Origin of the sequence: Sphingomonas fucosidasi (genome assembly GCF_036663855.1) — a bacterium.
Taxonomy (GTDB): Bacteria; Pseudomonadota; Alphaproteobacteria; order Sphingomonadales; family Sphingomonadaceae; genus Sphingomonas; species Sphingomonas faeni_B.
Map to the genome: position 1 here is coordinate 143,044 of NZ_JAXOJR010000007.1, position 12,507 is coordinate 155,550.

A 12,507-nucleotide genomic window follows, 5' to 3' on the forward strand; every position below is an offset into this window, starting at 1 on the left:
GCCCCGCAACATGCCAGCGGCCTGATGACCAAGAGTTCATTCGCAGGGTAGCAGGAGCAAGATCCAGCGCTTGCCGGATGGGAAGGGCGAGGATGTCAGATCCACCCGGTAACATCGCAAACGAAAAAGGCCGCCGCCCGGTGTCCCGGACGACGGCCTTTTAGTGCCAGTCGCTGACGAACCCGATTACTCGGGCGTGTTCAGATACTCGCCGGCATCCGCGTCGGTGCCGGTGCCCGAGGTCACGACCGCGGCAAGCGGATCCTCACCCACGCCACCAGCGTCACGCGGGCTACGCGCGAGTTCGGCGGCGTGCTCGTCGGCAGCCGACATCGGTGCCACGATCGACACCTCCGCCATCTTGCGCTGCGCGACGCGCATCGAGGCGTCGCGGCTGTTGGCCACGACCCGCAGGCGGTTGAGGCCTGCACCGGTGCCTGCCGGGATGAGCCGGCCGACGATCACGTTCTCCTTCAGGCCCATCAGCATGTCCTGCTTGCCCTGCACGGCTGCTTCGGTGAGCACTCGCGTAGTTTCCTGGAACGATGCCGCCGAGATGAAGCTGCGGGTCTGCAGCGACGCCTTGGTGATGCCGAGCAGGATGGGCTTGCCCTGTGCGCGGGTCTGCTTCTTCTCGAGCTTCTCGTTGGTCGCGTCCATTTCCTCGCGATCGACCTGCTCGCCCTTCAGCAGCGTGGTATCGCCGCCGTCGGTGATCTCGACCTTCTGCAGCATCTGACGAACGATCGTCTCGATGTGCTTGTCGTTGATCTTTACGCCCTGGAGACGGTAAACCTCCTGGATTTCCGACACGAGATACTCGGCGAGGGGTTCGATGCCCATCGTCTCGAGGATGTCGTGCGGATCGGGCGAGCCGCCGATCAGGTTATCGCCACGCTTGACGTAATCGCCTTCCTGGACGTCGATGACCTTCGACTTCGGCACCAGATACTCGACGACGTCGCCGCCATCCTCGGGCTGAATGCCGATCTTGCGCTTCGCCTTATAGTCCTTGCCGAACACGACGCGGCCCGAGATCTTGGCGATGATCGCCGAGTCCTTGGGGATACGTGCCTCGAACAGCTCGGCAACACGCGGCAGACCACCGGTGATGTCGCGCGTCTTGGCGCTCTCGCGGCTGACGCGGGCCACGACGTCGCCGCCGAACACCTGTGCGCCATCCTCGACCGACAAGGTCGCGCCGATCGCCAGCATGTAACGACCGGTCTCGCCCGACGTCTCGTCGAGCAGGGTCATGCGCGGACGCAGATCCTCTTTCGACTTGGTCGCCGCACGATATTCGATCACGACGCGTTGGGCGATGCCCGTGGCTTCGTCGGTCTGCTCGGTGAGCGTCTTGCCCTCGATCAGGTCGACATACTTGATCGTGCCCGGGTTCTCCGTGATCACCGGCATGGTGAACGGATCCCACTCGGCCATCCGATCGCCGCGCGACACGATGTGACCATCGTCGAACAGCACGTACGCACCGTACGGGATGCGATCGACCGAGAGCTCGCGGCCGTCCATGTCGACGATCGCGATTTCACCCGATCGGCTGAGCACCACGCGACGACCACGCTGGTCGACGATGATACGCAGATCGCGGAACTGCACCGTACCGTCGGCATGAGCCTCGAGGTTCGACGTTTCGTTGAGCTGCGCCGCGCCACCGATGTGGAACGTACGCATCGTCAGCTGCGTGCCCGGCTCACCGATCGACTGCGCGGCGATGACGCCGACAGCTTCACCGATGTTGACCGGCGTACCGCGGGCGAGATCGCGCCCGTAGCACTTGCCGCAGACGCCGATCTTCGATTCGCAGACCAGCGGGCTGCGGATCTTGCACGACTGCGTACCCAAGCCTTCGATCGTCGTGATCATCGGCTCGTCGAGCAGCGTGCCCGACGGGATGATGACCTTGCCGGTCTTCGGATCGACGATGTCCTCCGCGGTCGTACGACCGAGGATGCGCTCGCCGAGCGATGCGATGGTCGAACCACCCTGAAGAATGGCCTTCATCTCCAGAGCGCGGGTCGTGCCGCAATCCGGTTCGATGATGACGCAATCCTGCGACACGTCGACCAGACGACGCGTCAGGTAGCCCGAGTTCGCCGTCTTCAACGCCGTATCCGCGAGGCCCTTGCGAGCGCCGTGGGTCGAGTTGAAGTATTCGAGGACGGTCAGGCCTTCCTTGAAGTTCGAGATGATCGGCGTTTCGATGATCTCGCCCGACGGCTTGGCCATCAGGCCACGCATACCGGCAAGCTGCTTGATCTGCGCCTGCGAACCACGAGCACCCGAATGGGCCATCATGTAGATCGAGTTGATCGGCTTTTCACGGCCGGTTTCCTCGTCGACCTTCACCGCACGGATCTCGTCCATCATGGCGTTCGCGACCTGGTCGCCGCAACGGCTCCAGGCGTCGATCACCTTGTTGTACTTCTCCTGCTGCGTGATCAGACCGTCCTGATACTGCTGCTCGAAGTCCTTCACGAGCGCCTTGGTGTCGTCGACCAGACCAACCTTGGCGTCCGGAATGATCATGTCGTCCTTGCCGAACGAGATGCCGGCGCGGAACGCGTGGCGGAAGCCGAGCGACATGATCGCGTCGGCGAACAGCACGGTCTCCTTCTGGCCAGTGTGACGATAGACCTCGTCGATCACGTCGCCCACGTCCTTCTTGGTGAGCAGGCGGTTGACGGTGTCGAACGGCACCTTGTGGCTGTGCGGCAGGCATTCGCCCAGCAGCATGCGGCCTGGGGTCGTCTCGTACCGCTTGAGGTACTGCTTGCCCTTCTCGTCGGTCTGCGGAACGCGGCTGATGACCTTGGTGTGCAGCGTGACCGCCTGCGCGTTCAGCGCCTGATGCACTTCGGCCATGTCACCGAGCAGCATCCCCTGGCCCGGCTCGTTCTCCTTCATCATCGACAGATAATAGAGACCGAGGACCATGTCCTGCGACGGCACGATGATCGGCTTGCCGTTGGCCGGCGACAGGATGTTGTTCGTCGACATCATCAGCACGCGTGCTTCGAGCTGGGCCTCGAGGCTCAGCGGGACGTGCACGGCCATCTGATCGCCGTCGAAATCGGCGTTGAACGCGGAGCAGACCAGCGGGTGAAGCTGGATCGCCTTGCCCTCGATCAATACCGGCTCGAACGCCTGGATGCCGAGACGGTGAAGCGTCGGCGCACGGTTCAGCATGACCGGATGCTCGCGGATCACCTCGTCCAGGATGTCCCAGACTTCCTTGCGCTCCTTTTCGACCCACTTCTTCGCCTGCTTCAAGGTCATCGACAGACCCTTCGCATCGAGACGCGCGTAGATGAACGGCTTGAACAGCTCGAGCGCCATCTTCTTCGGCAGGCCGCACTGGTGCAGCTTCAGCTCAGGCCCGGTCACGATGACCGAACGACCCGAATAGTCGACGCGCTTGCCGAGCAGATTCTGGCGGAAGCGGCCCTGTTTGCCCTTGAGCATGTCGGACAGCGACTTCAGCGGACGCTTGTTGGCGCCCGTGATCGTGCGACCGCGGCGACCATTGTCGAACAGTGCGTCGACGGCCTCCTGGAGCATGCGCTTCTCGTTGCGGACGATGATGTCCGGCGCGCGGAGCTCCATCAGGCGCTTCAGGCGGTTGTTGCGGTTGATCACACGGCGATACAGATCGTTCAGATCCGACGTCGCGAAACGACCACCGTCCAGCGGCACCAGCGGGCGCAGCTCGGGCGGGATGACCGGAACGACTTCGAGGATCATCCACTCGGGGCGGTTGCCCGAATCGATGAAGCTCTCGACGACCTTCAGGCGCTTGATGATCTTCTTGGGCTTCAGCTCGGACTTGGTGACCGCGAGCTCTTCGAGCAGCGCGGTACGCTCACCGACGAGATCGAGCGATTCGAGCATGATGCGGACCGCTTCGGCACCGATACCGGCCGAGAACGCGTCCTCGCCATACTGGTCCTGCGCGTCGAGGAGCTCGTCCTCGGTCATCAGCTGGTACTTTTCGAGCGGGGTCAGGCCCGGCTCGATCACGATGTACGCCTCGAAGTACAGCACGCGCTCGAGCTGCTTCAGCTGCATGTCGAGCAGCAGGCCGATGCGCGACGGCAGCGACTTCAGGAACCAGATGTGCGCGACCGGGGCGGCCAGCTCGATATGGCCCATCCGCTCGCGGCGGACCTTCGAGACGGTAACCTCGACGCCGCACTTCTCGCAGACGATGCCCTTGTACTTCATGCGCTTGTACTTGCCGCACAGGCACTCGTAATCCTTGATCGGACCGAAGATGCGCGCGCAGAACAGGCCGTCACGCTCGGGCTTGAACGTGCGATAGTTGATGGTCTCGGGCTTCTTGATCTCGCCGAACGACCACGACCGGATCTTGTCCGGGGACGCGATGCCGATCTGGATCTGGTCGAACGTCTCGGTCTTGGCGACCGGATTGGCGAAGGGGGTCATCTCGTTCATGAGCTGTCCTTAGGAAAAATCTTCCCCCCTACCGCTTGCGGGAGGGGGAGGGGCCCAGCCTCTTCAGGCTGGGAGGGGGTGGGCGCCCGGCATCGACGTCGCGCTTCGCTGCCGGCCGGGAGCCCACCCCTCGGTCCCCTCCCGCGAGCGGGAGGGGAGGGCAAAGGAACTACTCCGCCGCGATCTGGATGCCGTCGCTGTCGAAGCCGGGCTCCGACTGCTTCAGGTCCACATTCAGGCCGAGCGAGCGCATTTCCTTGACGAGCACGTTGAAGCTCTCCGGGATGCCGGCCTCGAACGTGTCGTCGCCCTTGACGATCGCCTCGTAGACCTTGGTGCGGCCGACAACGTCGTCCGACTTCACCGTCAGCATTTCCTGCAAGGTGTACGCAGCGCCGTAGGCCTGGAGTGCCCAGACCTCCATCTCGCCGAAGCGCTGCCCACCGAACTGCGCCTTACCACCCAGCGGCTGCTGCGTGACCAACGAGTACGGCCCAATCGACCGTGCGTGGATCTTGTCGTCGACCAGATGGTGGAGCTTCAGCATGTAGATGTAGCCCACCGTCACCTTGCGATCGAACTGATCGCCGGTGCGGCCGTCGAACAGGTCCGACTGACCCGACGTGTCGAGGCCCGCCAGCGCCAGCATCGCCGAGACATCGGCTTCGCGGGCACCATCGAACACCGGCGTCGCCATCGGCACGCCACCCTTCAGGTTCTTGGCCAGCTCGACGATCTCGTCACCCGTGCGGGCGTCGATCTCGGCGTGATACTGCTCGCCGTACACCGTCTTGAGACGATCGCGGACCGCCTCGGGCATCGCACCCGGCTTGGCGTCCGGATTCTCTTCACGCCACGTCTCGAGAGCCGCGGTGATCGACTGGCCCAGGCCACGTGCGGCCCAGCCCAGATGCGTCTCGAAGATCTGCCCGACGTTCATGCGCGACGGCACGCCCAGCGGGTTGAGCACGATATCGACCGGCGTACCGTCGGCGAGGAACGGCATGTCCTCAGCCGGCAGGATGCGGCTGATGACGCCCTTGTTGCCGTGACGGCCGGCCATCTTGTCGCCCGGCTGCAGCTTGCGCTTCACCGCGACGAACACCTTGACCATCTTCAGCACGCCTGGCGACAGCTCGTCACCACGCTCCAGCTTCTCGCGACGATCGTGGAACTTGTCCGTGATCAGCTTGGCTGCGTCGTCATACTGGATCTTGACCGCTTCCAGATCGCTCTGGACCTTGTCGTCGGCGACCGCGAACTTCCACCACTCGTGGCGGTCGACGCTGTCGAGCAGATCCATGTCGATCACGACGCCCTTCTTGACACCCTTCGGCGCCGAGGTGGCGGTCTGGTCGAGCAGCATCTCGCGGAGACGCGACCACGTCGCACGGTTCAGGATCGAACGCTCGTCGTCCGAATCCTTCTTCAAGCGCTCGATCTCCTCGCGCTCGATCGCCATCGCGCGCTCGTCCTTGTCGATGCCGTGACGGTTGAAGACGCGAACGTCGACGACCGTACCCGACACGCCCGGCGGCAGGCGAAGCGACGTATCGCGCACGTCGCTGGCCTTCTCGCCGAAGATCGCACGGAGAAGCTTCTCCTCCGGCGTCATCGGCGATTCACCCTTCGGCGTGATCTTGCCGGCGAGGATATCGCCCGGCTCGACCTCTGCACCGATGTAGACGATGCCCGCTTCGTCGAGGTTGCGAAGTGCTTCCTCGCCGACGTTCGGGATGTCGCGCGTGATGTCCTCAGGCCCAAGCTTCGTGTCGCGAGCCATCACCTCGAACTCGTCGATATGGATCGACGTGAACACGTCGTCCTTCACGATCCGCTCGGAGATCAGGATCGAATCCTCGTAGTTGTAGCCGTTCCACGGCATGAACGCGACGAGGCTGTTGCGACCCAGCGCCAGCTCGCCGAACTCGGTCGACGGGCCGTCGGCGAGCACGTCGCCGGCACGAACCGCATCGCCCACCTTCACCAGCGGACGCTGGTTGATGCAGGTCGACTGGTTCGAACGCTGGAACTTCATCAGCGTGTAGATGTCGACGCCCGACTTGCCGGCATCGATCTCGCCGGTCGCCCGGATCACGATACGCGCCGCGTCGACCTGGTCGACGATGCCCGCACGCTTGGCCGAGATCGCTGCGCCAGAGTCACGTGCGACCGTCTCTTCCATGCCGGTGCCGACGAACGGCGCCTCGGCCTGGACGAGCGGCACCGCCTGACGCTGCATGTTCGAGCCCATCAGCGCGCGGTTGGCGTCATCGTTTTCCAGGAACGGAATGAGCGATGCGGCGACCGAGACGAGCTGCTTGGGGCTGACGTCCATCAACGTGATGTTGTCGGGCAGCGCCATCAGGAATTCGCCAGCCTGACGCGACGACACCAGTTCCTCGACGAAGCCGTTCGACGAATCGAGCTCGGCGTTGGCCTGCGCGATCGTGTGCTTGGCCTCTTCCATCGCCGACAGGTAGACGACGTCGTCGGTCACCTTGTGGTCGACGACCTTGCGGTACGGAGTCTCGATGAAGCCATACTTGTTCACCCGCGAGAAGCTGGCGAGCGAGTTGATCAGACCGATGTTCGGGCCTTCCGGCGTCTCGATCGGGCAGATGCGGCCATAGTGCGTCGGATGAACGTCGCGGACTTCGAAGCCGGCACGCTCACGCGTCAGACCACCTGGTCCAAGTGCCGACACGCGACGCTTGTGGGTGACTTCCGACAGCGGGTTGGTCTGATCCATGAACTGCGACAGCTGCGACGAGCCGAAGAATTCGCGGACCGCGGCAACCGCAGGCTTCGCGTTGATCAGGTCGTTCGGCATGACGGTCGAGACGTCGACCGACGACATGCGCTCCTTCACCGCGCGCTCCATGCGGAGCAGGCCGACACGGTACTGGTTCTCGAGCAGCTCGCCGACCGAACGGACACGACGGTTACCGAGGTTGTCGATATCGTCAATCTCGCCCTTGCCGTCCTTGAGGTTCACGAGCGTCTTGATGACCTCGAGAATGTCCTCGGTGCGCAGCGTCGTCACGGTATCCTCGACGTCGAGGTCGAGACGCATGTTCAGCTTCACGCGGCCCACGGCCGACAGGTCGTAGCGATCCGGATCGAAGAACAGACCCGAGAACAGGGCCTCGGCCGTTTCCAGCGTCGGCGGCTCGCCGGGACGCATCACGCGGTAGATGTCGGACAGCGCCTGCTCGCGCTCTTCGGCCTTGTCGACCTTGAGCGTGTTGCGGATCCACGGGCCCGTCGCGACGTGATCGATGTCGAGCAGGTCGAGACGCTCGATGCCTGCCTGGTCGAGCAGTTCGAGGTTCTCGGCGGTCACTTCGTCACCGGCTTCGATGTAGATGCGGCCGGTCGACTCGTCGATCAGGTCGTATGCCGAATAGCGGCCGAAGATCTCCTCGGTCGGGATCAGCAGGTCGGTGAGGCCGTCCTTGAACGCCTTGTTCGCAGCGCGCGGGCTGATCTTCTGGCCGTTCGGGAACACGACTTCGCCGGTCTTCGCATCGACGATGTCGAACATCGGCTTCTGGCCACGCCAGTTCTCGACCTGGAACGGAACGATCCAGCCACCCTGGCCGCGGACGAACGTCACGCGGTTGTAGAAATAGTTGAGGATCTCTTCCGACGTCATGCCGAGCGCGTAGAGCAGCGCCGTGACGGGCAGCTTGCGCTTGCGATCGATGCGGACGTTGACGATGTCCTTGGCGTCGAACTCGAAATCGAGCCACGAACCGCGATACGGAATGACGCGCGCGGCGAACAGATACTTGCCCGATGCGTGCGTCTTGCCGCGATCGTGGTCGAACAGGACGCCCGGCGAACGGTGCATCTGGCTGACGATGACGCGCTCGGTGCCGTTGATGAAGAACGTGCCGTTCTCGGTCATGAGCGGCATGTCGCCCATGTACACGTCCTGCTCCTTGATATCGATGACCGACTTGGCCTCGGTATCGGGATCGACCTCGAATGCGGTCAGGCGCAGCGTGACGCGCATCGGGGCTGCATAGGTGATCCCGCGCTGGCGGCATTCCTCGACGTCGAATTTCGGCGGCTCAAGGACGTAATCGTCGAAGTCGAGATAGGCGGTGCCGGCGAAATCCTGGATCGGGAATACGCTGCGCAGCGTCTTCTCGAGACCCGAGACGTGGCCGATCGACTTGTCGGAGCGCAGGAACTGCTCGTAGCTCTCGCGCTGGACCTCGATCAGGTTCGGCATCTGCACCACTTCGTGGATGTTGCCGAAAACCTTGCGGATGCGGCGCTTTGCAGTGCCGTGTTCGATCGCCTTGGAAGCCATAGGTTTTGTTTCGCCCTATAAAAACTGACGGATCAGTCGTAATTTCGTGCTTGGGAACCCCCAAGCGGGACGCACGTTCACACAAAAAGGCCGCGCGCATCAGGTGCGGCGGCTCTCAGCGTATGAAACCTCGGTATCCAATACGATCGACACGCTGCGCGACGGCATGTCATTTCCCGGATGCTGTGGTGAAGAGCGGATCTAGGCGCGGGGCGGCGTCTTGTCAACGGGAGTCCCTGCCGGTCGAGCGCGGATCGAAACCGCGCAGTGGGTCGATATCCCTCATTCAGACTGTCGGAAATACTATAGATTGGACATAGTCGATAGCATTAGGCGCATCCTTCACGAGAGTTCGATCGTATGTTCGGTACAGTTGAGGGCGGAATGAGCGATATGATAACAGTATCGGACCAGGACCGGGCAAATTGGGCGCGGTTGATCGGCGACCATGAACGCATCGCGGATCAATGCGCAGGGCTCGCAGCACTTTCGCAAAAGTCTAGCGCCGAGAGTGGTTTAGCATCGCGCAAGCTGATCGAGCTGGCCGTTTCGGTGGCCGATCATCTCAAGGTCGAGGACGAAGTGATCGATCGCACCGTGGTCGCGATGGAGGCGCATTGCTCGGCGGACACGATTGCGATGATGGAAGAGGATCTCGATATCCTGCGTTCGGACTGGAAGGCGTTCATCGGTCGCTGGCTGCCGGTGATCAAGCCGGGCGACTGGAAGCTGTTCGGAATCCAGGCCGAGTCGATGATGAACCGGCTGTCGGAGCAGGTAAAGCTGGAGACGAAGCTGCTGTACGATCACGCCTTGCAGGACGGCGTAGTGCCGGCCGGCAGCCTCGTTCTGCACTGATCGGGGGAAACGCCACGATCGAGGCTAGCGGCGTCGCTTCTTTTTCGTGGTGGCCGGGGGCGCGGTCGGCGTCGGTAGCGGTGGCTGCGCTATGATCTTCACGACGAGCGGCTGCACCGCTGGGCTCGCCGGATAGAGCGACCGGGCCCGCGCGAACACGAAGCGCGCCTTGGCGGCACCCGGCGCTGCCGCGGTCGGGCCGACCCAGCGCCAATGCCAGGGTTCCCACTTAACGTGCTGTTTGTTGCTGCCGGGAAAGCTCTGTTCGAACCCGAAGCGCGGCGCGTTCCGCAGCAGCCAGCGTGCAGCGGGGGTTGCCGCCATGCACGCTTCCGCATCGGGGCATCCGTTCGCCGGGCGGACCGCGAAGTCGAGCGCATAGCCGGTCGAGTGCTCGCTATAGCCGGGGGGCGCGACCGAGATGGCGCGGTCGGCGGGATCGCTGCCGCCGCCGCGACAGAATACCGCGCGCTGCCGGGCGATCGAGCGCTGGCACGACAGCGCCTTCAACTGCCCCATGACCGACGGATCGCCCTGCGCCGCCGCGAACAGGCGCAACAGGTCGGGCAGCATGTCCGCGCGCACGACGCACGGGTTGCCCACCGAATAGTCCGAGGGCAGCGTGACGAGTTCGGTTTCCGCGGCATCGCCGTAGGGAAGATGCCCGAACGCACGGCCATCGGCGCTGATCGCGGCGCTCTGGCCTTCGCACAATTGTGCCTCGGCGACGGTCGGTGCCAGGACCAGCACAAGGGCAACTATACGGTGCAACATCGCGACGGCTCTGGCACGCAGGCGCTAATGATGGCAAGGGCGGCGGCATGCATGGTGAACGCGTACTCTTCCTCGACGGCGAGGCCCTGGTAATCGACAAACCCGCGGGGTTGCCGGTCGATCCGCCCCGCGATGGCTCGCTGAGCCTCGAAAATCATCTCGAAAGCCTGAAGTTCGGCTTCCAGCGCTGGCCGAAAGCCGTCCACCGCCTGGACCGCGACACGAGCGGCTGTCTGCTGCTGTCGCGCAATCCGAAGGCGCATGCCCGGTTGCAGCAGGCGTTCGAGCAGGGCCTCGTCTCGAAGCGCTACGTCGCGCTGCTCGACGGCGTGGTCGAGGGGACGTCCGGCCTGATCGAGATGGCGCTCGGCAAGGTCAGCACGGCTGAAACCGGCTGGCGGATGGTCGAGGACCCGGACGGCAAGAAGTCGCGGACCAAGTGGCGCGTGCTGGAGATCAAGGACGGCCGCTCGCTGGTCGAGTTCTTGCCCGAGACGGGGCGGACGCACCAGATCCGCGTGCATGCCGCGAGCGGTCTCGGCGCGCCGGTGGTCGGCGACGGCGTCTACGGCAAGGCGGACGGGCTGGGCATGATGCTCCATGCGCAGCGCCTGATCGTGCCGCGTCCGGGCAAGCCCGACGTGCTCGCCGAAGCGCCGTTGCCCGAGCGGTTCGCCAAGGCCGGGTTCGCGGACGAGGCTGCTCCGGTCGCGGAGGGCGCACCGAATGCCGACGCGGTGACGACGCCCGACCCCACCGACGGCTGAGAGCCAAGGGGAGGGGCTGATGGTCGCGATCCCAATCACCCGGTCGATCTCGATCGACGACAACGAGCTGATCGAGAGCACCACGCGCTCGGGCGGTCCCGGCGGCCAGCACGTCAACACCACCGACAGCGCGGTGATCCTGCGCTTCGACGTCGGCCTGTCGCCCGGCCTGCCGCTGGCGGTGAAGAACCGCATCGCGGTGCTCGCGGGATCGCGCCTCACCCGCGACGGCGTGCTTGTGTTGCGGAGCGAAGGCTCGCGGTCGCAACTGCTCAACCGGCAGGAAGTCCGCGAACGGCTGGTGGCGTTGATCAAGGAGGCGACGATCGTCCCCAAGGCGCGGCGCGCGACCAAGCCGTCCAAGGCGGCGAAGGCCCGACGCGTCGACACGAAGAAGGTGCGGAGTGGGGTCAAGGCCGGGCGCGGTAAGGTCCGCGACGATTGAGGGGGGTGGGCTGTTCTCAGCCACGCTCGTCATTCCCGGCCAAGCTCGTCAGATCGGCAAAGTCGTTAGCCCGTCGGTTTGTCCTCCCCCACCAACTCCGTCACCCCAAGTCCGTCACCCCAGCGAAAGCTGGGGTATCCCCGTGGTGTGCGCCGCCCGCGCCTCGATGATACCCCAGCTTTCGCTGGGGTGACGAAGGTGGTTGAGGATGGTCACGGGCGGGTAACCGTTGGGTATTGTCGGTTGGATGTCGGAGGCGTCGTGTTCGATCTCAAACACTCTCGATTCCCCCAAGCCCTGTTTTCCAGTTCCCCAAACCCTATCTCCGCGATCATCCGGCGCGAAGCCGACCAAGGAAGACGCCATGTACCAGTTCGACATCTCAGCCGGCAGCAAGGCCGATCTCTACCGCGACCTTCTCGCCGCCCTCGACGCGCTGACCGCGGACGAGCGCGATCCGATCGCCAACATGGCGAACGCTGCCGCGTTGGTGTGGGAATATCTGCCCGACTTGAACTGGGCGGGCTTTTACCGGCTCGTCCCCGAGGCACAGGGCGGCGAACTCGTGCTCGGGCCGTTCCAGGGCAAGGTCGCCTGCATTCGCATCCCAGTCGGCAAGGGCGTCTGCGGTGCCGCCGCCGCCACGCTGACGACGCAACTGGTCGAGGACGTGCACGCGTTCCCCGGCCACATCGCCTGCGATGCCGCGAGCCGCTCCGAACTGGTCGTGCCGGTGACGAAGGACGGTGCGCTGATCGCGGTCCTCGATCTCGATAGTCCCGAACCGGCGCGGTTCGACGCGGAGGACGCGGCAGGCTGCGAGGCGCTGGCAGCCCTGCTCGGCCAGCGGCTGTAGCGCTGATCCG

General features: G+C 64.2%; 8 protein-coding genes. 4 read left to right on the forward strand and 4 right to left on the reverse strand.

What is annotated here, in order from left to right; translation table 11 throughout:
• Window positions 1–186: 186 nt before the first annotated feature.
• On the reverse strand, window positions 187–4,473 hold the full coding sequence (rpoC, locus tag U1737_RS14035; RefSeq protein ID WP_332797199.1) for a DNA-directed RNA polymerase subunit beta': 4,287 nt from the start codon (window positions 4,471–4,473) through the stop codon (window positions 187–189).
• Window positions 4,474–4,642: 169 nt separating this feature from the next.
• Window positions 4,643–8,797, reverse strand: a complete 4,155-nt coding sequence (gene rpoB, locus U1737_RS14040; protein WP_056051380.1) for a DNA-directed RNA polymerase subunit beta — start codon at window positions 8,795–8,797, stop codon at window positions 4,643–4,645.
• 384 nt (window positions 8,798–9,181) lie between these two features.
• On the opposite strand from rpoB, the gene U1737_RS14045 reads away from it, so the two are divergent.
• Complete coding sequence (locus U1737_RS14045; protein WP_332797200.1) at window positions 9,182–9,655, forward strand: hemerythrin domain-containing protein; 474 nt, start codon at window positions 9,182–9,184, stop codon at window positions 9,653–9,655.
• A gap of 24 nt (window positions 9,656–9,679) precedes the next feature.
• Here the strand turns inward: U1737_RS14045 and U1737_RS14050 are convergent, their stop codons facing one another.
• Entirely contained in the window at window positions 9,680–10,429 is a 750-nt protein-coding gene (locus tag U1737_RS14050; RefSeq protein WP_332797201.1) for a M15 family metallopeptidase, read from the reverse strand.
• Between the two features lie 47 nt (window positions 10,430–10,476).
• Here U1737_RS14050 and U1737_RS14055 point away from each other — a divergent pair, with 47 nt between their 5' ends.
• Together U1737_RS14055 and arfB are read left to right on the forward strand one after the other, a co-directional pair.
• On the forward strand, window positions 10,477–11,196 hold the full coding sequence (locus U1737_RS14055; protein ID WP_248523060.1) for an RluA family pseudouridine synthase: 720 nt from the start codon (window positions 10,477–10,479) through the stop codon (window positions 11,194–11,196).
• Between the two features lie 19 nt (window positions 11,197–11,215).
• On the forward strand, window positions 11,216–11,641 hold the full coding sequence (arfB, locus tag U1737_RS14060; protein WP_332797202.1) for an alternative ribosome rescue aminoacyl-tRNA hydrolase ArfB: 426 nt from the start codon (window positions 11,216–11,218) through the stop codon (window positions 11,639–11,641).
• Between the two features lie 114 nt (window positions 11,642–11,755).
• Here the strand turns inward: arfB and U1737_RS14065 are convergent, their stop codons facing one another.
• A complete protein-coding gene (locus U1737_RS14065; protein ID WP_332797203.1) occupies window positions 11,756–11,920 on the reverse strand; it encodes a hypothetical protein in 165 nt (54 codons plus the stop codon).
• 85 nt (window positions 11,921–12,005) lie between these two features.
• Between U1737_RS14065 and msrC the strand changes: the two genes are divergently transcribed.
• Window positions 12,006–12,497, forward strand: a complete 492-nt coding sequence (gene msrC, locus U1737_RS14070) for a free L-methionine (R)-S-oxide reductase MsrC (RefSeq protein WP_332797204.1) — start codon at window positions 12,006–12,008, stop codon at window positions 12,495–12,497.
• Window positions 12,498–12,507: the final 10 nt, after the last annotated feature.